We start from the raw sequence: 21,937 nt of genomic DNA on the forward strand, positions 1-21,937 counted from the left end.
CTTATCACAGACGTGCTATAATATGGAAGATTAAGGGCGCGTAGCTCAGTGGATAGAGCAACAGATTCCGGTTCTGTGGGTCGGGGGTTCAAATCCCTCCGCGCTCGTTACCTTTAGAAGACTAACCACAAAATCGAGAGGTCATTTTCTCTCAGTTTTCTCTCACGGGATAAAACCAATCTACCCTATCAGACAGAATTGCAACGGATAGATGGAATACATAAAAATTATAGGTTAGACTTGGTAATATAATTTTTGCTTATAATTAATTTATAAAACCTGTCTCTGATAATTCCTAAGAACTTGCTAGAAAATATTTAATATAATTTATACCAAACTGGACTTTTTTTAAATTTTGTGGGTCAGGTTGATTTTATAGTGGTGCTGTCTCTGCGTTAGAGTGCTATCACCTATATTTATAGGTATGTACTTTAGTGTGCAAAAAGTTGCATACCTTAGATACTTGAGTATATTTTCATCGAACTTTTTATGCTTGCTAGGGAATCTAAAGGAAACGGGACTCCTAATTAATAAGAAGGCATAACTGTTAGAAAATGTCTAATTTCTACTTTCCATGCGTTATTTAACGACTGCAACTGGGAAAAATAAGATATAAGACATTTACTACCTAGAAAGAAGGTGTTATGGCACAACCAAAACCTAATATACTGCAACTTGCTAAACAAGGCAATCCAAAAGCTATTGCGACTATAATAAACAGACAACTAGAGCCTAAAGGTATCATTGCTCAAGTTGATTTAAAAGATAACTGCTTACAAATTCTTATAGAAGCAATTCAATTGCCGCCACAACACATTATAGTTGAATACTTCCGTAAGTCTTTCACAAACTTGGGTGCTACTGCAATCAAAAGTATTAAAGTTTATGGAAAACGACCGGGAGAAGTATTTTTTGATTGGCATGAATTGTTTGATTTAGTAGAAGCACCAGGACAAGAACTATTTAAAATGGCTAAGTCTGGTGATATTCAATCAATAACTATTGTGATAAATCAGTGCTTAAAAAAGCAAGGCATTATAGCAAAAGTAAATTTAAAAGATAGTTGCTTGCGAGTAATGCTGGAAGCACAAGAAGCTATAAATCAAGAATTAATAGTCCCAATACTAATTAATCAATTGGAAAACTTAACCATCGAATCTATTAATAAATTAATAGTATATAGCAAACAAACTAATGAAGATTTTCCAGTATGGCATCAAGAAATTAACTATAATTTACTAACTAATAACTCAGAAAAAATAGTAGAATCTTTAGCTTTAGTCTCAATTAACGAGACTGAAGCTAAAGATATCATAAACGTAAGCCTCAGTCAAATTGAAAATATAGATTCTGTCAAGTTATCAAACTATCTATATTATGAATTTCTACAAAATAGAATATATGAACCTCTATCAGTTAGGTTCAAAGCTGAAGAAGAAGAAAATAAAATTCATGGGATAGTGAATGCGTTTAATATTTCTACTCTACAAGAAGATATCAAGCTGTCCATAAGGCAAATAGAAAAGCAAATTGTAAGAACATTAGAAGATAAGTTTTGTATCACTTTAGATATAAACCAAGTAGAAAGAATATTTTATGATATTTCAAATTATAGGTTTTCTAATCTAAAAAATGCAATTAAACAGATGGAAACAGCTATACAGGAAGTTTTAAATTTTAATTTTCCTGAAGAAATAAACGAGTTAAAAGCCTTCTTTAAAGGAGCCGTAGAAGGAGCCGTAGATGGTCTTACAGGAAGAATTAAATTTACAGAAGTAATTGTAGGGGGCGTAATTGGTAATCTTATTATACCAGGATTAGGGGGTGTAATTGGTGGTGCTGTTGGAGGGTGGTTTGCTGGTAATAAGGAACAAAAGAGAATGGAGGAAATTATTAACAAATATGATATAGCAAAAACAAAACTAAATGAGGAATTCAAAATTCTATTCCAAAATTGTTATGAGGATATTTCTAAGTTAATTAATAGTTTATATAAAATAAATCTTATTAAATATCAATATTTTATACAAGCAGAAGAACTTAATAGACAAGGAATAGAGAGTAAAAATATTAAAAATCTTATAGAAGCTATTCATTGTTACGATAAAGCTGTCAGCTTAAATCCCCATTATTACGGAGCTTGGTGCAATAAAGGTTGGGCTTTAGTGTTATTAGGTAAGTATGAAGAAGCAATTCATGCCTTTGATGAATCTCTTAAAATTAATAGTGAACTTATTATGCCTTTGGAAAGTAAAATAATGCTTCTAGGATATCGTCTAGAACAACATGAGACTGTACTTTTACTATGTAATAATGCTATTTCTAAAGGTTATAACACTTTTAATATCTTGTCTGCAAAAAGCTTTTCTCTTTATAAATTAGAAAGATACCAAGAAGCAATTGAAATTTGTGATATAGCTATATCAATCTATTCTTCTAGTCTTGAAATATATCAGTTTTTTATACAGAAAGCTACCTGTATGATATGGATGGAAGATTCAGAACTTGCTCTAGAAAATCTAAAAGAAGCTATAACATTAAATCCAGAAAAGTCCCAAGAAATAATAAAAGTTAGTCCGAGCTTTGAGAACCTAAAAAATGATGGAAGATTTATAGCATTCATGGAATCATCTGTGGGTGTAGATTATAGTAATTTGAAGAAACTATTAGCAGAAAATAAATGGAAAGAAGCTGATATAGAAACAGCAAAACTCATGTGTTTGGCAGTTACTAATCATGATAAAAGACTTAATATAATCGTGAAGGATGCTAGAGCATATACAGAGTTGAATAACGAACGAATTGTTAAAATACCAGCTATAGATTTAAATACAATTGATAAGCTTTGGCTAAATTGCAGTAAAGGAAAATTTGGATTCTCTGTACAAAAGGAAATTTATCAAAATTTAGGTGGAACTAAAGAATTTAATGGTGAAATACGAGATAAATTTGGAGTATCAGTAGGATGGAGAACCCGTAATAATAATGGTAACTACTTCTGGCGTAATTCAGATGATTGTCATTATTATATTGGCATTGACATTGCACTAAGAGGACATCTTCCTAGTTGTCTGTGGGCAGGTATTAATGATGTCTGGTTTGAAAATAGAAGAGACAGATTGATTACTTTTTTTTACCATTTGGAAGCTTGTGGTATTGGCAATATTTCAAAACAGTAATTATTCTCTAGGTTTCTCAACTTACTCAACACACCTTATGAGCAAAATTGTTCATAACTGTAGTAATCGCCAAAAATCGAATCGAGCTGCTATGGATAATAACTATATGCTGACTATTCTTGCTGCTTGCTTATCCCAATATGATGATATCTCTAAACCCGCTTGTCAATAGCGTTTGAGATGCGCTTACCCTGATTCTTGACTTGGTTTTTTTCTAATATGTGTTCATCATACCAAGCTAAAAACTCTGTCTCACTGCTAAACTTCCCTAATGCTTCACTAACTTGTTTAGCTTTTCTGAGTGCGTTAGCTATCCCATCCATCGTAAAAGCACAGTTACACGCTTTAGCAACACGCTTATCACCGAGTTTGAATTGTAGGAGGATATAAGTACCACTAGCTTTACTGTCTTTTTTGAGTCCTATTCCTTTAGGTGTTTGGTTTTGCGCTTCCTTAAAGAAGTCTAGCAAACGTTCATAACCTATGAGATGATTGGCTATATCGCTTGGTGTGACTTGCTTCTGATTTTCTCTCATCTTTCTCTCAACTTGCCTAGTGAAGTCAGAGAAAACTGAGAAAATGCTAGTTATATCGTTCTTAACCAGATTCCGGTTCTGTGGGTCGGGGGTTCAAATCCCTCCGCGCTCGTTACCTTTACAAGACTAACCACAAAATCGAGAGGTTATTTTGTCTCATGGGATAAACTTAATTTACCCTATGAGAAGAATGGCAACGGATAGTCTGGAATACAAAAATTAGTGTACGTATCTGGTGATTGATATAACACTATACTAGAGATTTTTTTTCTCATTCAGTCTCTCACCCGAATGGTACTAAAAAAAGCCCAAAGGCTTGTGTTGTCTTGTTCCCAGCGTGGAGGCTAAGAATGTATTTAAAGTAGGCTTCTGCCTCTTGTCAAGAAGATCGGAGGCGGCAGCCCTTCCAGAATGGGTTCCCAGCCTAGAGGCTTGTTCCAGTCAGACTATACTAGAGATTTTGTTTTCTCATTCAGTCTCTCACCCCTATTACCTACCCCAAAATTGTTTTAAAAAATCAAATAATGGGGCATTTGTTGGAGGGAATTCTTAAAGTAGAAGTAGAGGCTAAATCTTCCCTATTAGCAGGACATGGGTTTGATGCAACTAGGATTTTTGTGGAGCGCAATTAATTATGACTGCTTTAACCTTACAATTACCTTCTAATCTGCAATTTACTGATGAGGAATTTGCACAGATTGTAGCCGTGAATAAAGAATTACGACTAGAGTTAACTGCTGAAGGGGAATTAATTATCATGTCACCGACTGGGGGAGAAACGGGAAACCGTAATTTCGATTTATTAGGTCAAATATGGTTTTGGAACAATCAAAATAAATTGGGAAAAGCTTTTGATTCTTCTACTGGTTTTAAATTGCCAAATGGGGCAACTCGTTCACCTGATGCTTCTTGGATAAGGATAGAAAGATGGGATGCTCTTACTCCAGAACAAAGAAAGAAATTTCTCCCTTTGTGTCCTGATTTTGCAGTGGAATTAGTTTCTGAAACTGATGATGTGGAAGATACTAAAGCCAAAATGGAGGAATATTTAGCAAATGGCTTACAACTGGGTTGGTTAATTAATCCTAAAGATAAACAAGTAATAATTTATCGTCCAAATCTTGCACCAAAAGTTTTACAATCTCCCACAAGTTTATCGGGTGAAGATGTTCTCCCTGGTTTTGTTTTAAATTTACAGCAGATTTTTGCATAGATGACTGATTATCTTGATTTTATTTCTACAATCACTAAACATTATTAAATTTGCTTAAACCATCGACACTCCCTTTAAACATCAAAAGCCCTGCTGAGGTGGGATACTGGAACTATACTTACAATTTAATCGCGATCGCACTTCTTCACCAACAAAATCAAATAACTCAAAGCTTATATGGTTTTTCAGTACACTAACGCATTTGTCACCATAGCATCGGTTAATTTTGAGATGTTAGTGAATTTCTATACCAAATTGCTGGAGCAAAAGCCAGTTACTTTGGTTCCGAACGTCTATGCTGAGTTTAATTTAGTTAGTATGCGATTAGGTATTTTTAAACCAAAAAACACAAACGAATCGGAATTTGAAGCGATTGCGAAAAGTAAGATAAGTTTGTGTTTAGAAGTAAGTAACTTAGAAGATGCGATCGCTTACCTAACTACTTTGGGCTATCCTCCACCAGGAGACATTTCCATTGCTTCCCACGGCAGAGAAATATATGCTTATGACCCTGATGGCAATCGTCTGATTTTACATCAAGCCATAGTGAATGATAATTGATAAGTGATAATAATTTATTTGGTAATTAACTATGGCTATAACTCAAAACTATAGATTAAACCTGATTCAATGGTATCCAGGTCACATTGCAAAAGCTGAAAGGAAGCTCAAAGAACAACTGAAGCGCGTAGATGTGGTGTTTGAGGTACGAGATGCTCGGATTCCCTTAGCGACTCACCATCCCCAAATAGGTGAGTGGGTAGAAGGTAAGGCACGGGTGTTGATACTTAACCGAGTAGATATGATTACGCCACAAATGCGATCGCTATGGATCGATTGGTTTAAACGTCAAGGAGAAGTCCCTTATTTTACCAACGCTCAACATGGTAAAGGTATAGCAGAAGTAGCGCGGGCAGCGCAAGCCGCTGGGATAGAAGTTAATCAAAGAAGAAGCGATCGCGGGATGTTACCCCGTCCAGTGCGGGCTGTGGTGATTGGTTTTCCCAATGTCGGTAAATCAGCTTTAATTAACCGCCTGTTGGGAAAGCGAGTCGTGGAAAGTGCAGCCCGTCCTGGGGTAACTCGCCAACTACGCTGGGTGCGAATTTCCGAACATTTAGAATTGCTAGATGCTCCTGGTGTCATCCCTCTAAGATTAGAAGACCAAGATGCAGCCTTGAAATTAGCTATTTGTGATGATATCGGTGAAGCATCTTACGATAACCAGCTAGTAGCAGCAGCCTTAGTGGATTTACTCAACTATTTAGAAGCTGTAGCAGGAGATTTATTACCAAAAAAACCATTACAGTCTCGCTACCAACTCGATTCAACATCAGACACCGGAGATACCTATTTACACGCCTTAGCAGAACATCGTTACAAAGGTGATGTAGAGCGAGCAGCAAGGCAACTTTTAACAGATTTTCGCAAGGGGTTGTTGGGTGAAATGAGTTTGGAATTGCCACCTAATTAGATTACAAGCATTTTCAGCCGTTTGTGAGTAGCAGGTGAGTAGTATTCAAAAGTCTGGGCACTCAGCTTTGGTGACATCTGGGTGGCAATAGTACTTCAAAACTGTTTGAACAGTGTCACCGATCCAGTAGGCCACCTTTTCCGGTGATGCTCCAGAAGCGATCGCCCAAGTGGCGAAAGTGTGCCGAGTGCTATAAGCCTTTAAGTAGGGAATTATGCCCCGATCTGCTAACTCTATTACCACACCGCTATAGCGGTATCCCCCGGCATCGTGTGCCCTCCAGCATTTATCTAAAATGTTTGAGTTCAGCCTTTCCCCAGTAGTGCTTTTAAAAATCAGTTCTTTTGGATCTGGGGAATCTGGTTTAACCTCTGCAAGCAAGGATTGCAGTTTTGAGCCGTGCTTGCAGGAGAACACACGCCGTTTATTGTTTTTGGTTCCCTTGAGGACACGAACACGAGAGGCGTAGGCTTTTGTAATAGAGATTCGGGTGCATTCGCAGCTCACATCACCCCAGGTCAAAGCAAACGCTTCTCCATGTCGGCATCCAGTCCAGAATAAAAATTTAATCAGAACACTGTAGTGTGAAAATTTTGAGTGGGATTCAAAAGCAGAGATGATTAGATCCCTTTCTTCTAGGGTGTAAGCTTTTTTGTTATTTTCGTCGCTGGAGCTTTTGGGACTTGGTAACTGGATCTTTTCAAAAGGGTTGGAATTAATTAAGCATGAGTCAATAGCCCATCTACAGCACCTAGAAAAAGCCAGAAGTGTCTTATAGGCAGTATGGTAGCTATATTTAGCTAGCAGCCAATCTCTGATTGCTGGAGCATCTTCGATTGGTTCATTTGATAGCTCGACGACAATTTTAGTTATTTGCTTATAATCACTTTCTAGCGTTGAAGGCTCTAAATGTTGAGATTGGAAAGTTAAGAATTTATCCCATAACTTATCTAAAGGTTCTTTCTCTACTGGAACTACAATGTTTTGGTAATCTCCAAATTTATATGATTTCAACGTGAAATCAAAACGTCCTAATGCGATATCTCGCTGAATTTCTTCCCAGCGAGAATCTACAATTATTCTATTTTTAGGCAAATTTTTAAGCCCAGTAGATAGATAAAATTGCTTGCTGTGACCATTAACCCTAAAGCGAATATTTAATTTTTGCGTCTTAGGATCGACGGTTACAGCCATCTAATCGACCTTCCCGTATCTTGGATATACAGTTCGGACAATTCCTGTTCAAAACCGACAAAATGCCAAAAGTAAAGTAGAGGGTAGTCTTCGAGTGGGCGTTCTCCTTCTGGGTAGTCTTCATCGGAAAATTCAGTTGACAGCTTGCCGTAAATTTTTTGGTAGCCGTGTATCGGAACTGGTGGCTCAAATCCCTTGAAATGACGATACAGGTAGCGTCCGTTGTTGTCAAAATTGTAGGGGGTAGCGAAAGTGACTGATGCATCTAGGTTCAAGCGTTTAACAACTATCAGCCCGCCGTCTATCAGAGATTTGTAAGGAAGTTTGATTGCTTCCCACCATCCCCCCTCATAGAATCCATGCCGAACGCTTTCAACCCAGTGGTTGTAACGTTCAGTATCTTCGATATCCTCTTCTTTACAAGAATCGTGTTCTGCATAACTTGGCATCTCCACCAGAAATCCATTATTTTCTCGCCATTCAGGATCAATGACAAAGCAGCAATAAGGTAATGGCCACGGTTTAGCCAAGTTGAAGCACAAGGTGCGGCGGATGCGACGATCGCACTCGAAATCGCTACAAATTAAACCAATTGGGCATTCACTCATTTTTGTTCTAAGCCCGAAAGGTGTCTAAGTTTAAATCTGCGTGAACCTCAATAGAATGTTCTGCTTCATCTGCATCATAGCTATGCTCAATTTCGCGGATTTTTAAGTTCCATACGGAATCACCATCGTGATCTTCTAATATTCCAAAGGCTTTAGGTATTCCTGTTTTCCCTGTAATATCAAATCTGTCGCCTTCTCGTGGCAGTGCCTGTAAGAGAACATTTTTGATGGTGTGTGGGTATTGTTCAATCTCTTCGGGCGGGAATATTTTTAACCTGACTTTGATCATTTTTTCTTTGAAAATCCAAAATTTTAGAGGTTGAAAATTTGGTCTACAGTTGCCAGAAAGCTTATTAAATAAAAACTTCAGCCGTCTACAGCCGAATTTTTGGGGCTAAAAAATTGTAGATGGTGTAGACGCACTATTGATTGGTTGTCGGCGATATGGTGAGCGATCGCACTTCCACCCAAGTACTGCTCATTTAATCGATAATTTACCTGTAAAGCTTTGCCTACAGCCTGTAGACGGACTGTAGGCAAGCTGTAGACATTACTTTGACCACCTCCAGCCCAAGCGATCGCCATTTCCTTCCACTTCCCCCAATCCCCTATCAGCCATAGAAACGAAGAAAATCCGTATTTCGTCTGGCTGCATATTGTCGAATAACCGCGTAGCTCGACTGAGATGAGCAGCTTTTAAAACTTCACCTGGGTGCTGTTGACCCCAGTCAAGGATAAATTGCTCAAACTCATTCATGGGTTTAGCTTGCTCTTGCACCTCCTCATTTCCCCCGCCGGAGGTTTCCGGCTGCTCCCTGCTCCCTGCTCCCCAACTGCTCAGGTCAAGTTCACAAGGGCAGTCATCGACCATAAACCTTTTTTTACCACCAGCTTTCAACCACTGCTCTAGTTGAGGATCTTTAAGTTTAGTCCTGGCGTAGTCGCGCCCAAACTGCCCCAAACGCACCAAACAAAAGCAGCTGTAAAGGGTGTCTTTGTCACCTTCTAACCCGAAATTCTCCGCCGTATCGTTTTGAGCTAGCGCACAAATGAACTGTTTATATCGCCTGCCCCGTTTGGCGTGGCGTTTTATCCACGGTCTAGAGTTGCCGCACTCGTCCACCAAAATCGGGAATTCCTCAGCGATCATGAACCGTTCCCGACCGGCGATCACGTTGTCCCCTCCTTCACCCCTAAGCTGAACTAGGTCTTCGAGAATTTCTAAGTCTTTACCCATTGCGGTGTCGATGGCTTTGAAATTCCCCTTCCTGCCAATGACATCGGCTTGATCTAGCCATGACCAATCATCCGGTTTAGCGTCGCTGTCATAGACAACGACACGACCACCGATTTTGGAGGATAGGTACTGGGTAAAAGTTGACTTCCCGTCGCCAGTGCCACCAATCAACGCAACGTGTTTTTGCTTCTTTTGGATGTACTCAACTGGGTCTGTAATCAGGTTCTCTGGTTTCCAGTTCACATCGATGCTGCCAACAGTAACAGCCAATTGTGCTGTTGGCTGAGTGTTGTTCCTTGCCCACGCCTGGAAATTGACCCGTGATGCTCGGTCGATATCACCGAGTGATTCTTGCAGGAGTTTGGCTGTTTGGCGATGTCTGCGACCTACTTCTAAAGTGCCAACTGAGGCCGCTAGTATCCACGGCTTAGACTCTGGCTTTTGGCTTGCCCCCAGGAACAACAAGCCACAGCTGACAGCCAGACTACCCCAGAATGACCACTTGGCGCAGGCGTACATTTGCAAGTGCTGGTGTAGCTGGGAGGGGTGCAAGTCGCTGCTCATATCCCTAGCAATATCCCCACAGCGACTAACCCAACACGGAGCAGGAGAATATCCTTGACCTCTGGCACGGCTTGCCGCAAGTAAAGGGTGAAAATTCCAGCGATCGCTAACACCCCCAACACCCCCAGGCGGATAAAACCAGGTATGGGTACACTTACCCAGCAGCTGCTTAACAAGGCGGGAATCGCCACTGTAGAAGCAAGGGTATAAGCTAAGTCTGGCAGATTGTCTGGGAGGGCGATCGCGTCCGCCCACCCCTTTTTAAATTCCTCCAGTTTGTTGGAATGGGGAATGGAGATTGGGGAATAGTGACCGCGATCGCTCGGAACCTCAACTACTATTTTTTGCTCATCTCCCATACTGCACCTCGATTTTGAGGTAGAAAGGGCGGTTGCTCTCCTGTTTACAGAGGGCGGCGATCGCAATTACTAGAGATGCTATGGTGCAAAAAAGAATGATTGCTTGATTCACTGCTGCTCCTTCTCACGTATGGCTTTCCAGGTTTCAGGGTAAGTTTTCTTGCTCAGTCGCCAAATCTCTGCTTGTGTTTCTGGCGACTGATTCTTTAATTCTTGGGAAATAGCTTTAGCCCCTTCTATCCAAGGATTGGGAGTTTCACTATTCGCCATCTGCTTTCTCCTTCTTTTCGATCTGGGCATTCAGGTCAACCATTGCCTGGTAAGCGTCGCCCAGCGTTGCATCTGATTCATACCCTTTGGAATCTATCTCTTGGTACTCAGGATGAATGTATACTTCGGAAATTTTCAGTGAGACTTCAGCAACTAGGTCGCTAAGTTTTTTGTTAGTCATTGCTTTTCCCCCAGTCGCTGTACTGCCCATAGCCGCTAGTTTCGGTAAGGCGGTCATTGATTCGGTTGACAACTTCGTTATCGCTAACGGGTAGCGGCTTCCCTTGGAGATAAGCGGCTGAGATTTCAGCGCACTCCTGGGCAGATGCACCATTGCCTAGTAGCTGCCCCTCTGGGAAGCCGACATGATGAATTTCGTTGCTGGGATTTGGTCGTTGAGTCATATAATTTGGATGATGTTTAGTTTTTGCTGCGGTGGAGACTACATCGCGTTGGTGGGCGATCGCAATCCTGGTAGATGGGCGATCGCCTTTAAAAATCGGTTTTGATTGCAGTGGTTGAGTTGAAATTGGTTACTAGCCATATTTGCCAAGTCTTTCGCCTTTGGGGGCTGACCTCGATCGGCTGACGGGTATCAAGACAAACCCCGCGTCCGTCGTTGAGTTTCACGTAAAGGCTTTTGCCGCTTTTAGTTCGAGAGAACAGTTGACCTGGGGACAAGGTATCGAAGCCGACTTGAGTCTTTCCGACTACGTAATCAGCTTGATGGACTTCAAAACCCTCGGCTAGTGGATCTACCTCCATCTCTTTCCACTGTCTCTGTCTTCTGGCTCTAGGTTCAGCATTGTTGGCGGATTTGCCGTTAGTAATGGCTAGATCTGTTATCTGTTGGTCGGTCATAGTGGGTCACAAGTCCTTAATAGTTAATCGATAGTGCGTCACTAATTGGTGATGTGTGGCTCGATAGTGCGTTAATGGTCGCTCAACAAAGTGGGTTAATTTTGGTCGTCAATCGCTTGCTGCACAAGCAGTTGGGCGTTTTCTTCGTCCAGCGCTGCGGTGTTTTTCTCCATAATTAAGGCGAGTGTGATTCGTCCTATCAAGTCGAGTAGCTCGTCATCGTTAAGCTGATAGCACAGGGTAACGATCCGTTCAGGGATGTCCTCAAAGCCAATTTCTTCATACTGGTGGGCAACAGTGGTGTTTTCCCGCACTGCCAGGGAAATTAGGCAGATTAAGCCGGTAGCCTGGGTGCGGTTAAGGTCTCCGATGTGGGTGATGATTTCTGTTACAGTCATTTCGTCCACTCTTTCAATGTTTATTTATTTGTCGATCGAGTCGAATTTAGGATTATCCAGGGCATATCGCTCTGGATTTTTAATGGGAACCGCTAACCCTGCGATCGCTACGACTTACGGGTAAAGACAGTTGCAAAAGAAACATTCAGCATGGATGGAAGCTACGTGTTCTGCTAACCCAGCGACGCTACGACTTACGGGTAAAGACAGTTGCAAAAGAAACATTCAGCATGGATGGAAGCTACGTGTTGTAAGTTTTTGGTTGTCCTTTGTAAGTTGTCGGTTGTCCGTTCCCCCTAGCAGGTCTTTCATTGCCTCATTGGCTACAGGCTGCTATCTCTGTCGGTTTGAATCTAGGAAGCGGAAATTCGCAGGACAATATTTCAGGGAGTATGCCCTGACTAGCCTTGTATCGGTCTACTTTAGGTTTCTTCCTTTTACTTAGGCCGTAGCTTCAGCAGGAGCAGCTAAATTTTGAGGCAGTGCGTCAAACGATACGCCAACGCTCTGACAAAAAAGTTGCCATTGGTTTCTAGTCATTGAGGGTTCCATCCCTTCGTTTTCCCATCTTCGGAGAGTGGAAACAGCGATACCAAGGTAGACAGCGAGTTGCTCCTGTGACAATCCTGCATTTTCTCTAAGCGCTTTTAACACTGATTTAGGTGGCAGTTGTTGCTTTTTTTGTTCTACAGTCATAATATCATAACAGGCGCTCAAATCAAGCGGTCTTTAAAACCTGTTGAGAAAAGCGCCAATTCCATAAACAACATGAGCGGTCAATATCGCCGCTCATTTTCTAGAATCTCACAACAAATCAGAGACGGCGATGCCTATATTTCAGCGACCGCTTACTACAGTGAGGTTTGGCTCATTCAATCGTGCCAATTAGTAAAACGAGTAAAAAATACTATGACCGGACAAATAAGCAAAATTAACAAAGATGCGGGTATCCTCCGATGCTTTCGTCTGGAGAATACCCGCATGGTGGATTGAGAACCAACTCAATTCACTATGGAAATTCTACTCACGATTGCTTTATTTGTTGCATTCTTCTGGCTGCTTAGACAAGAGAAGGCTTTAGGGAAATATGCACAATCTACAATACTGTTTACACAGGCTGTAGACCAATACCAGGAAGCGGTAGAAGGCTACCAGGAAGCTATAGCCAAATACCAGCAAGCTATAGAGCTTTATGAACAAGACTTAGCAGGGTGCGAATTGCTACTCAAAGAACACGGCATAGATAAATCAAAGCCCAAGGGTGAACCTATTCGACAACTAGTACCCCCACCTCCACCACAATTTACATTGCCAGACCTGAAAACAACGAAAAGACAGGCTAGCAAGCCAAAAGGAGTATCCAAGAATAGTCCAATGTACAAAGAATTTCTTAATTTACTCAATGGCAACGAAGAAACTGCTAATCGGTTAATTACACGTCAGCAGCAATTAAACCCAGACAGATTAGATAACTGGATTTTAGAAAAAGTTATTGGCGATTTAAAACGTGATCGGCGTGCTTGATTAACCAAAGCGATCGCACTTCTTACTTCTGCTGCGATCGCTGAATGCTGAATACCGAATGACGAATGACTAAAAAATACAAAATCTCAGCAAAGGACGTTGACACAAGGATTCTAGCCATTACTGCGCTAGACAAATTAATCGACTACATCCGCACTGTTGACGCAGGCTTAAGCTATTCCACATTTAAGTTGCAATAGTAATATTACCCTTATTCTTAATTTTTCTTCCCCATTTAATAATTAATTCTCCTTGATTTAACAGCTTATCAAGTAAATTTTTTAGTTCATCGACTGATTTAAATAACCTGTGGGCTACATATTCTTTAGCTGAATGCCATACCAATTCTACTAAATTCATATCTGGGCTATATGCCGGCAGAAAATATAGTTGAATGTTTGGCAACTCTTTCTCAATTGCCTCTATAATTACTTTCTTTTTATGGTAACTAGCGTTATCCAGAATAATTAAAATTACTGGGCCATTCTCGGAAAAATTAGATTCTAGATTTCCTGCTAAAACCCATTCTTTTTTCACAAATTCATTTAATTTTTTTAACTGCGCATAAAAAATTTCACCATTCCCTTTCTCAATGAAATAACACATTCTCTTGCTGTCGTGATATCTTACTCCTCCCATTATATTTACACGCCCGCGACTCCTCTGACCTGTTACTTTTTTACTCGAACCTTTTTTGCTCCAATTTTTACGTCTAATTACCCTGAGACTAAAACCACTCTCATCCCAAAACCAGACTTGTAACCTTTCAGGGCAAGACTTTGAAGCTTCTAGATATCCAAGCAGTTTTTCTTTAAAGACCTCTCTTTTTATCGGATCTTGCTTATCCTCTAGACTGTATTTTGCCCAAAGGTAAGCATACTTTTTTTGCTTTAATATTCTCCTGACTTGTTCTCCGCTTAACTTAATATCAGTTCTTTTGTCTAAATATGTAGCTAATCTTGCTGTTGTCCATCGTCCAAATTCATAGCCTAATTCACTTGGTTCTTTGTCAATAACTTCCATTAATAATTCAATATATTCATTTGTTGCTTTCTGGTAATTTCCTTTTCTCCTGCCATCTTTTAGACTTTCTAAATTGTCTGGATCACCATGAACACACCAATATGCTACACTTCTACATGAACAGCCTAAAAATTCACTTATCTCCTGATAAGTTTTTCCATCATTCATCAGAAGTAACATCAATATTCTCTGTATAAATTGAGAGCGATCGCTATCTTTTAAAGCTTTTTGTAAATTGTCTTTTTGAGATTGAGCTAGAAACCCTTTAGCAGGCATGATAACGCTATAGACACGGATATATCTATTTTACCATTTATGCAATTTAAATGTGGAACAGCTTAACACCAGATGAAGCCACATTCCTAGCAGCAATTACATTGCATAGCTTGCCAGAGCTATTCCAAGAGAACCCCTTGCTAGTAAATCGGTTCAGAGAAGCGGCGGCACATATCAAGGGCAAAAAACGGAATCCCCAAAGCCCAACTCTTAACTAATGACCAATGACTAACACCCAACCGACTACCAAAAGGAAAGATCCAACCCAACAGAGAATTGAGAAATTAGAACGCACAGTCAACGCTTTGCACCATCACCTGTTGTCCACCCTGGAGCTAACTTATATTTTGTCCACCGAGCTAGCATCAGCCAAAGGACGCGTCCCCTCGGAGGATGGCACGTGTACCAGAATCCTTGCTGAATACAACATCATCAGTTCTCTCCACCCAATTAAATGACCGAGAAACCAACATACCCAAACTTTGACAACCTAATAACCCAGACAGACGCTCAAATGCAGCGATTGGGCTGGACAAAAGCTCAAGGTCGAGAGCATTTGGAGAAACATTACGGAGTGCGATCGCGCCTCCTGCTGACCGAGGACGAATTAGATAACTTTCTCCTTTACCTGCAACTAACCGATACCCCAGTAACTAATGACCAATGAGCGACGAAATCAGAGTAACTATCTACCAGCCAAAGCGAATTCCTAATGTTTACCGCCCACCGATGGGCTTCCCCCTGAACTGGAAGGACGAAACATCAGGAGAATTGCCCCATGCAGTTTTCAGATTTTTTGGATCTCACCAACTCTCCCCCGAAGAAATCAGCTTAATCGCCGAATATTGCCAGCATTACATCAACGCCCCTTGCTGGGATGCCACCGGCGGATTTCCTGCCGAGCTAGCATCGCTGCGACAATCAGCTAATTCAATTTCTAGCGTTAGCGGGATTAACCAGTGGATTGATGGCTGCCTTCAAATTGCGATCGACCCGTTTTAATTCTCGAAAAAAAAATTCACCAACTTAGAAGTTGATGAATCAAAACCAAAATAAACAATAAAAAATGAACAAATACTTAATAAGATTAAGCGGTCAAATAACCGTTACTTTCTCACATTCTACCACATTAAATAATTCAAAGCTAGCTAATCGGGGGACAGAACGATGGTAGTAGTTCCCTATACATACACTGAAGAACCAAACTTTAAACCTGATAATAACAGGCTTCCACCATGCAACATTGAAGCAGAAGAAGGGATATTAGGTGGAATACTTCTTGACCCGAATGCAATCTATAGAATCAAAGATAGATTAAAGCCAGAACACTTTTTTATCGGCGCACACAAGGATATTTACCAAGCCTGCCTAAGACTTTGCAAGAGAGGGCAGCCAACAGACTTGTTGCACGTTACTAGCTGGCTATCAGACCATGAATTGCTAGCAAGAATTGGTGGCAGAAATAAGCTAGCTAGCCTTTTCGATAGAACTGTTAGTGCAGTCAACATTGATAGTTTAGCGTTTTTAGTTATTGAAAATGCTTGGCGTAGAAAAGCAATAATAGATGCTAATGAACTCGAACAATTGGCTTACGATACCCAGACAGAATGGGCAGATGTTTCTGTAGCATTTGAAAATAAAATTAAAGACCTTTTCTCAGCACCAGTAGCGCCAACAAAAGAAGAAAATCAACTCTGGCACTACAACCAGCTAATTAGTGAACTAGAAAACATCTACCTCAAAACCTCTAATCCTGGTCTGAAACTATACAAGCTTCAAGAATTAGCTAATGCTAGTCCTGGCAGAAGAGTTAAAGACCTCGAAGACCTCTACATGAAATCGCTGTGTGCCACAGTTGAGTCACGAAAAACCTTAGATGAACTTGAGGAGGAAGTAGGCACACAGGGAAGAAAGTGGCTTTTGGGCGGAATACTTCCACAGGCAACCACAGCACTAGTAATCGCCGATGGTGGCGTTGGTAAAACCAAATTTCTTTATGATTTACTGCACTGCATAGCCGAGGGTAAAAACTGGAATGGATTTCCTGCCACCGCCGACAGCCGCCGCGTTCTTATCTACCAGGGAGATGAATCCAAACACGATATGCTCCAGGCGCTCAACAAGCGCGGCTTTAAACCAGGAACCCAAGTTCGTAACAAAACAGGAGTCAGATTTGGCTGGAACACAGACGCCATGCCGACTCTGTACGAAGATGCCGCCGAATTTAAACCTGCGATCGTGATGATTGACTCCTTGACCTTTGTTAATCGCTACTCCCTTTACGACGAAAACAGAACAGAATATTCCCGCCCCGTCCTGGAGCTAAACAAGTTCGCGGCAGAAACAGGGATAACCGTAGTCATTGTTCACCACACCAACAAAAACGGAGGGTCTAGGGGGACGACAGCAGTTAGAAATGCTGTCTCAGAAGTTATCAAACTGGAGAAAGACCCCAACCCCAGCGCCAACCCCCAAGAGAAAATTCTCACGATCGAGAAATCGCGATCGCGCCGCTTCCCCACAAGCTATCGCCTGTTCTTCAACGAAGAAGACTTTAGCTTCTCCCTGTTAGAGGAAGTGGGACAAGAATTAGGTTCGCCGGACAATTCCACTAAAGACCGGATCATCAAATTTTTGCAGGAACACGCCAACAAGAAATTTGAAGCTGAAGAAGTAGCTCACTATATCAGCACTACCTCTGGTAACGCACGGCGGTGTTTATCGCAATTAGCCAGAGATGGACTAGTAAACCTTGACGAGAGAAGCCTTAGTGGTACGAAGAAGCTGTATTACATCGCTCGTGATACCGAAAATTGTAGTACAGAAAAATCGTTACCAAGCGTAACAATAACATCGTCTACGCGGATCACCTCTGAAAATGACTCAAATGCTTATCAGGCTGAGTCGAACAGTGAAATCAATGATGTGTATAAAAACGATGGATCACCTGTGATCACCTCTATGATCACCTCGGCGGATCACCTTACCAACCACAATACCAACCATTCTACAGAAAGCGTTTCAACTCAAAACTTGCCAGAGAATTTGGAAGGTGATCATCTAAGTACATCAGAAATTGCAATTTTATCAAATCCCGAATCAGAAGAAAAAATCGATGTTCAGACAGATCACCTGATCACCTTCGCCGCAAACGCAGAGGCAGTAAGCAATCCAGAAGGTGATCCGGTAAGGCGATCGCAAGGTGATCACGAGGTGATCCGAGGTGAACGCGATCGCCTCGATGACAACAGTGGTGTACTACATCAGCAAAAACTATCAGAACTGGGTTTTAAACTTAAAGACACAATCCGTATTACTGCTTGCTCCGGCAGACCAGAACTGATTGGGCGAGAAGAAACCATTGCACGAATGTCTGATAAATCCATTAGGACTAAATCTGGATTATTTTTTGCGATCGGTGAATTCGAGAAATGCTCTCCATCAAAAAACACCCGTAGCTTTACCAGCTTCCAGAGCGGTGATATCTGCCACTGCTCTCTTCACAACAAGAAAGCCAAAATCCAGGAAATAATTGTCACCAAAGGAGAGGCTAAAGTAATTCTTGCTGGCGATATAGATGTAATTTGCGTGAAGCTATCCGACCTCACAGTATTAACTTGGCAGCCGATGTTAACTCAACCTGCTATGTATGGCGGAGAGTTGGTCATGGTAGTGGGGTACGATTCCGGGAAAAGACAATATCAAATAGAAACCAGTGCCAATCGAACCTACTACGTCAAACCCAGTAAACTAAGCAAACCTGACAAAGCCTGACATTATAATCTGGCAGAGAGCGATCGCAGACAATGGAACAATCAGTTTTTCAGATCATGTATCAGGCATTGGTAGAAATTGCCGCCGCCGACAATTTCTTTGATGAGAGTAAGAAATTGAGCCAGATTGCTAAACAGGCTCTACAAAATATTGCGAAGGCTGACGCTCAGACAAAGTAAAACGCGATCGCTTTGTGAGTGAACGTAGAGGATTGCGATCGCGGATAATACTGAACTCTTGGCAAACTTTTCATCAAATTCGCCCTAGTTTAAAGATTTGAATAAATTATTTTCCTATCAAAATCAGTACAGCTACTCAGGCTGTTAGAAATCTTTTTGGGGGTATGACTTCCGGTTTAACCCTGCTCAATGGTTAAACCGGTATATTTTAAATGAAGAAAAACAGTAATCTTTCTAGAATTCAGGCATAGCAATATGTTTGTTGCGTGAAGATGTTCCGAAATTACATAAAAGTGGAACATTTACGATTTTTTTATTAAGGCATACAACGGATTTATTCACTTCATAAATAAATCCGTTTCTATGGTGAAGGCAACTTTAGTAGAAGTTCTTGGACAAGGCGCAACTCAAACCGCCACAACATTGACAATTCTTAAGGCGGATTTACCCCGTTTAACACCATCCGCAAACAATACTCCTGAAAGCTTGTTGATAGGAATTTTGCTAAAAGCTCAGTCAAACTTGACTCAAGAAAGCTTTGACTCAAATCTCGACCAAAGTTTAACAATTTTGAAGGGTTACTCATCCTCTGTTACGCGGGGGACGCAAAATGTGGATTACAGAACCAAGCAACTTGTAGTTTCTATGTCCGCGCTGGACACCGACACGGAAGTCGATCCTGATAATTACTAATGCCAAGACAATCAGGAACCTGGGCTATTACTGTTGTTTATTCCCCTGCGGTATTCTCGCCTGATAGCACAAATCTTGTGGGCTACAGCGACGATAATCCTTATTTTGCTCTTAATAACAATCAATGGAGCATATTAAGCGCCGCTGACGGGAGGGTGATGTACCCAAATTGGGTTGGGGCAAATGTAACTCCTTCTTTCAGTTTAAAAAATTTTACTCCAGTAGCAACACCCCATGATTGCATCAATGGGGCTTGCATTATGGCTTCTGTTTATTCCACTCCAGGTATTTATACCACGCTTGAAGAATGCGAAGTCGCTTGTGGAATTGGATGCAGCGGTAAATGTATTTCTAATAGCGATTGGGCGCAAATTCAAGGATTATCAAATCAATTAAAGAATAGAAGCTGCAACTAAATATATGAGTACCTCCAGCATAATTGGAAGTATGCAATCAGCCTTGAATTGTGCTGGTAAATGTGATTGCTGTGATAAATTACAGCAGCAAATAAATGCTATCAATGCTCGACTTTCAAGTGTTAAAAATATTGATGAAAATGCTCTGAAAACATCAATAAAAGCTTCACTACAACCAGATTTATTTACTGCTGTAGCTGCTGCTGGTGTAGTGATTACCAACAAATTACAACCACAGGTGGAAGCCATTAGAAAAACGGCATCCGACGCTTTTCTGGAAGCAGTGGAGAACACGAAAAAACAAAAATTACTAGAGATTGAACAAAGAGGAGTAAGTGAAACCGCTACCAGGGCGGAGAGGAATGCTGCCGAATATGCTCGACAGATGAGGCTAGCCCAACAGGAATTGACAGCAGCAAAAGGGGAGCAAGCACGATTAAATCGTGTGAATAAATCCCTTGAGCTAGCTGACACAGAACTTAGGGAGTTAAACACAAAAAATACCCGCGAAGCCGAACGACTGGCGACCATAGAGCGCAAGAATGCGGGGAAGTTCAAAGCTTTAGAGGACACCGCTATTGCTGCCAAGAGAGAGGCGGAACTAGCGAAGGGCTTATCTAATCAAGCTATTAGTAAATCAGCGGAAGCTGTAACTGAATCCATAACCGCAAGCACCAAAGCTGCCACTGCTGGTAGGGACGCACTGAATCTATCAACAGAGATATCTGGTTTACGAGGAGTAGTGAATGGTTTCGGCGCGAAACTAAACGCTTTTGGACGCGCTGTTGCAACACTTGAAAAAGCCGTGGGTGATGCGCTAGTGACAGCTGCGGAAGCGGTCGGTATCTCCAAAGGAGCACTAGCCGCTACCGGAAGACTTGCGGGACAAGTGCTACAGATTTTCAATGTCATCGGTACAATTTTCACGATTCTTGATGGCATGGCAACAAGGATCGTGCTTGGTGAGCGCATTGATGCTGTAGAAAACGCTGTAGTGGCATTAGGTAGCGACCTGTCCCGTGTTCTCGGTAAGTTGTTGGGATTTCAAAACCGTATCGGTGCTAATGAAGCTCTCACAGCACAAGTGAAAAATATTGCCCTTGATGCCAAAGGTATAGGCGAAGCGGCTAAATTGCAAGCAGGAGCAGCGCAGGTGACATCTGCTAGGGCGCAAGGCATTGCAGAAAGTGCTTTAGGTAATGCCAAACAAGCCCAACTGACATCTGATGGTGCAGTTCGGAATGCCGCGATCGCAAACGAGAACGCTACGACAGCTTACAAGCAAGGTGTCAAGGCGGAAGGTATCGGGCAGCAAGCTGCAAAACTCGGTGGTCAAGCGCTTGAAAAAGCGGGTCAAGCGCTGGCACTAGCAACAACAGCAATTGCAACAGTTCAGTTAGTCAGGAGCTTGCAAGGACTGAGGGGGCTAAAGGGCGACAAAGGAGATAAAGGCGATAGAGGATTCCAAGGAGCGCCCGGTATTCTAGGGCGTGATGGGATTACGACTGTTGTCCAGCTACCAGGCAGAGACGGAAAGGACGGCAAAAACGGCAGAGACGGTAAAAGCGGGTTCCCAGGCAGAGACGGAAAGGACGGGAAGGACATGGGGCAAGCAGAAGTATTTGAATTGAAAGCGTTTATCGCAACACAACATCAACAAACGCAGGGTGTCTTAGGTAATGCAATCGCAGGTATTAAAGCATCAGTAAATACTGGTTTTGCTACCGTGGTAAATGCTTCAAGCGCTGTCGTAAATGGCGCAAATTTAGCACTATTGAACGTCGTTAACGCGAAACTAGGAACACAAGTAACGGGTGGCATTGGTGGATTAATTACGAAAATTGCTGAAAATTCGTACATCGATAAGGCGCTTGCTGTACTAACCTTCGCAACTACATTGCACAATGCTTTGATGTTGACGAACAATCTTGCTCAAACGCTTGGAAGCATTATCAATACTGTGTTGGGATTAGTCCTACCAAAGGGTTTAGATGGAAATCCGATTGAGATTGGAGCGGTAATTGGAAAAACAACAACGGGAGCATCCCAATTTTGCAAAAAGAGGGTGAGAAGACCAGTTTATTCGCGACTATGACTCGCGAATAAATGGGGGCTGTACATCAACACAAGAATTCGAGAGAATTATTTGTGTTCAATCT

Annotated in this window: 29 protein-coding genes and 1 tRNA gene; 15 read left to right on the forward strand and 15 right to left on the reverse strand. The window is 41.5% G+C overall.

Translation table 11 applies throughout. From position 1 onward, the window contains the following. Window positions 1-34: 34 nt before the first annotated feature. Together CDG76_RS30560 and CDG76_RS30565 are read left to right on the forward strand one after the other, a co-directional pair. A tRNA-Arg gene (locus CDG76_RS30560) sits at window positions 35-107 on the forward strand. A 537-nt stretch (window positions 108-644) separates the two neighbouring features. Beyond that, window positions 645-3,179, forward strand: coding sequence for a GUN4 domain-containing protein (locus CDG76_RS30565; protein WP_094352600.1), 2,535 nt, complete (start codon window positions 645-647; stop codon window positions 3,177-3,179). A gap of 152 nt (window positions 3,180-3,331) precedes the next feature. On the opposite strand, the gene CDG76_RS30570 is transcribed toward CDG76_RS30565, so the two are convergent. Continuing rightward, window positions 3,332-3,715 carry a hypothetical protein gene (locus tag CDG76_RS30570; protein WP_190241031.1) on the reverse strand — a complete coding sequence of 128 codons (384 nt, stop codon included), beginning with the start codon at window positions 3,713-3,715 and terminating at the stop codon, window positions 3,332-3,334. A 634-nt stretch (window positions 3,716-4,349) separates the two neighbouring features. Between CDG76_RS30570 and CDG76_RS30575 the strand changes: the two genes are divergently transcribed. The 3 genes from CDG76_RS30575 to ylqF all read left to right on the forward strand — a co-directional run bounded on the left by CDG76_RS30575 (window position 4,350) and on the right by ylqF (window position 6,402). Then, complete coding sequence (locus CDG76_RS30575; protein ID WP_094352601.1) at window positions 4,350-4,928, forward strand: Uma2 family endonuclease; 579 nt, start codon at window positions 4,350-4,352, stop codon at window positions 4,926-4,928. A 177-nt stretch (window positions 4,929-5,105) separates the two neighbouring features. Continuing rightward, a complete protein-coding gene (locus CDG76_RS30580; RefSeq protein ID WP_094352602.1) occupies window positions 5,106-5,489 on the forward strand; it encodes a glyoxalase in 384 nt (127 codons plus the stop codon). 31 nt (window positions 5,490-5,520) lie between these two features. Further along, on the forward strand, window positions 5,521-6,402 hold the full coding sequence (gene ylqF, locus CDG76_RS30585; protein ID WP_094352603.1) for a ribosome biogenesis GTPase YlqF: 882 nt from the start codon (window positions 5,521-5,523) through the stop codon (window positions 6,400-6,402). A gap of 45 nt (window positions 6,403-6,447) precedes the next feature. On the opposite strand, the gene CDG76_RS30590 is transcribed toward ylqF, so the two are convergent. From CDG76_RS30590 to CDG76_RS30640, 13 genes are all read right to left on the reverse strand, one after another. Next, a complete protein-coding gene (locus tag CDG76_RS30590) occupies window positions 6,448-7,596 on the reverse strand; it encodes a tyrosine-type recombinase/integrase (RefSeq protein ID WP_094352604.1) in 1,149 nt (382 codons plus the stop codon). Then, window positions 7,587-8,204 carry a hypothetical protein gene (locus CDG76_RS30595; protein WP_094352605.1) on the reverse strand — a complete coding sequence of 206 codons (618 nt, stop codon included), beginning with the start codon at window positions 8,202-8,204 and terminating at the stop codon, window positions 7,587-7,589. The genes CDG76_RS30590 and CDG76_RS30595 overlap by 10 nt, the downstream gene beginning before the upstream one ends. 7 nt (window positions 8,205-8,211) lie before the next feature. Then, window positions 8,212-8,493, reverse strand: coding sequence for a hypothetical protein (locus CDG76_RS30600; protein WP_094352606.1), 282 nt, complete (start codon window positions 8,491-8,493; stop codon window positions 8,212-8,214). Between the two features lie 77 nt (window positions 8,494-8,570). Next, window positions 8,571-8,789 (reverse strand): hypothetical protein, encoded by a 219-nt coding sequence (locus CDG76_RS30605; RefSeq protein WP_094352607.1) that lies wholly within the window; start codon window positions 8,787-8,789, stop codon window positions 8,571-8,573. After that, window positions 8,755-10,005, reverse strand: a complete 1,251-nt coding sequence (locus CDG76_RS30610) for a hypothetical protein (protein WP_094352608.1) — start codon at window positions 10,003-10,005, stop codon at window positions 8,755-8,757. Before CDG76_RS30610 ends, CDG76_RS30605 begins: the two co-directional genes overlap by 35 nt. Further along, complete coding sequence (locus CDG76_RS30615) at window positions 10,002-10,364, reverse strand: hypothetical protein (RefSeq protein ID WP_094352609.1); 363 nt, start codon at window positions 10,362-10,364, stop codon at window positions 10,002-10,004. The genes CDG76_RS30610 and CDG76_RS30615 overlap by 4 nt, the downstream gene beginning before the upstream one ends. After that, complete coding sequence (locus CDG76_RS39270; RefSeq protein ID WP_262984377.1) at window positions 10,354-10,476, reverse strand: hypothetical protein; 123 nt, start codon at window positions 10,474-10,476, stop codon at window positions 10,354-10,356. The genes CDG76_RS30615 and CDG76_RS39270 overlap by 11 nt, the downstream gene beginning before the upstream one ends. Next, entirely contained in the window at window positions 10,473-10,634 is a 162-nt protein-coding gene (locus CDG76_RS37850) for a hypothetical protein (RefSeq protein ID WP_190241032.1), read from the reverse strand. The genes CDG76_RS39270 and CDG76_RS37850 overlap by 4 nt, the downstream gene beginning before the upstream one ends. Next, the gene (locus CDG76_RS30620; RefSeq protein WP_094352610.1) at window positions 10,624-10,815 is read right to left on the reverse strand and encodes a hypothetical protein; all 192 of its coding nucleotides are present in this window, start codon (window positions 10,813-10,815) and stop codon (window positions 10,624-10,626) included. The genes CDG76_RS37850 and CDG76_RS30620 overlap by 11 nt, the downstream gene beginning before the upstream one ends. Beyond that, on the reverse strand, window positions 10,808-11,038 hold the full coding sequence (locus tag CDG76_RS30625) for a hypothetical protein (RefSeq protein WP_094352611.1): 231 nt from the start codon (window positions 11,036-11,038) through the stop codon (window positions 10,808-10,810). The genes CDG76_RS30620 and CDG76_RS30625 overlap by 8 nt, the downstream gene beginning before the upstream one ends. Window positions 11,039-11,126: 88 nt before the next feature. After that, window positions 11,127-11,495: a hypothetical protein gene (locus CDG76_RS30630; RefSeq protein WP_094352612.1), complete on the reverse strand. Its 369-nt coding sequence runs from the start codon at window positions 11,493-11,495 to the stop codon at window positions 11,127-11,129. 95 nt (window positions 11,496-11,590) lie between these two features. Next, window positions 11,591-11,893, reverse strand: a complete 303-nt coding sequence (locus CDG76_RS30635) for a hypothetical protein (RefSeq protein WP_094352613.1) — start codon at window positions 11,891-11,893, stop codon at window positions 11,591-11,593. A 441-nt stretch (window positions 11,894-12,334) separates the two neighbouring features. Next, window positions 12,335-12,589 carry a helix-turn-helix domain-containing protein gene (locus CDG76_RS30640; protein WP_094352614.1) on the reverse strand — a complete coding sequence of 85 codons (255 nt, stop codon included), beginning with the start codon at window positions 12,587-12,589 and terminating at the stop codon, window positions 12,335-12,337. A 315-nt stretch (window positions 12,590-12,904) separates the two neighbouring features. Here CDG76_RS30640 and CDG76_RS30645 point away from each other — a divergent pair, with 315 nt between their 5' ends. Further along, entirely contained in the window at window positions 12,905-13,417 is a 513-nt protein-coding gene (locus CDG76_RS30645) for a hypothetical protein (RefSeq protein ID WP_094352615.1), read from the forward strand. Between the two features lie 186 nt (window positions 13,418-13,603). Here the strand turns inward: CDG76_RS30645 and CDG76_RS30650 are convergent, their stop codons facing one another. Further along, entirely contained in the window at window positions 13,604-14,716 is a 1,113-nt protein-coding gene (locus CDG76_RS30650) for an IS630 family transposase (protein WP_094347467.1), read from the reverse strand. Between the two features lie 50 nt (window positions 14,717-14,766). On the opposite strand from CDG76_RS30650, the gene CDG76_RS37855 reads away from it, so the two are divergent. The 9 genes from CDG76_RS37855 to CDG76_RS30680 all read left to right on the forward strand — a co-directional run bounded on the left by CDG76_RS37855 (window position 14,767) and on the right by CDG76_RS30680 (window position 21,873). Next, window positions 14,767-14,934 (forward strand): hypothetical protein, encoded by a 168-nt coding sequence (locus CDG76_RS37855; RefSeq protein ID WP_190241033.1) that lies wholly within the window; start codon window positions 14,767-14,769, stop codon window positions 14,932-14,934. A gap of 6 nt (window positions 14,935-14,940) precedes the next feature. Beyond that, entirely contained in the window at window positions 14,941-15,174 is a 234-nt protein-coding gene (locus CDG76_RS36680) for a hypothetical protein (protein ID WP_143854197.1), read from the forward strand. Further along, window positions 15,171-15,383 (forward strand): hypothetical protein, encoded by a 213-nt coding sequence (locus CDG76_RS30655; protein ID WP_094352616.1) that lies wholly within the window; start codon window positions 15,171-15,173, stop codon window positions 15,381-15,383. The genes CDG76_RS36680 and CDG76_RS30655 overlap by 4 nt, the downstream gene beginning before the upstream one ends. Further along, window positions 15,380-15,718 carry a hypothetical protein gene (locus tag CDG76_RS30660; protein ID WP_094352617.1) on the forward strand — a complete coding sequence of 113 codons (339 nt, stop codon included), beginning with the start codon at window positions 15,380-15,382 and terminating at the stop codon, window positions 15,716-15,718. The genes CDG76_RS30655 and CDG76_RS30660 overlap by 4 nt, the downstream gene beginning before the upstream one ends. Before the next feature lie 165 nt (window positions 15,719-15,883). Beyond that, window positions 15,884-18,490, forward strand: coding sequence for an AAA family ATPase (locus CDG76_RS30665; RefSeq protein WP_094352618.1), 2,607 nt, complete (start codon window positions 15,884-15,886; stop codon window positions 18,488-18,490). 32 nt (window positions 18,491-18,522) lie between these two features. After that, entirely contained in the window at window positions 18,523-18,669 is a 147-nt protein-coding gene (locus CDG76_RS37860) for a hypothetical protein (RefSeq protein WP_190241034.1), read from the forward strand. A gap of 363 nt (window positions 18,670-19,032) precedes the next feature. Further along, a complete protein-coding gene (locus tag CDG76_RS30670) occupies window positions 19,033-19,362 on the forward strand; it encodes a hypothetical protein (RefSeq protein WP_094352619.1) in 330 nt (109 codons plus the stop codon). Next, window positions 19,362-19,778 carry a hypothetical protein gene (locus CDG76_RS30675; RefSeq protein ID WP_094352620.1) on the forward strand — a complete coding sequence of 139 codons (417 nt, stop codon included), beginning with the start codon at window positions 19,362-19,364 and terminating at the stop codon, window positions 19,776-19,778. The genes CDG76_RS30670 and CDG76_RS30675 overlap by 1 nt, the downstream gene beginning before the upstream one ends. Window positions 19,779-19,782: 4 nt before the next feature. Next, the gene (locus CDG76_RS30680) at window positions 19,783-21,873 is read left to right on the forward strand and encodes a hypothetical protein (protein ID WP_223265454.1); all 2,091 of its coding nucleotides are present in this window, start codon (window positions 19,783-19,785) and stop codon (window positions 21,871-21,873) included. The last annotated feature ends 64 nt before the right edge of the window (window positions 21,874-21,937 follow it).

The sequence above is a fragment of the Nostoc sp. 'Peltigera membranacea cyanobiont' 210A genome (assembly GCF_002246015.1).
Classification (GTDB): Bacteria; Cyanobacteriota; Cyanobacteriia; order Cyanobacteriales; family Nostocaceae; genus Nostoc.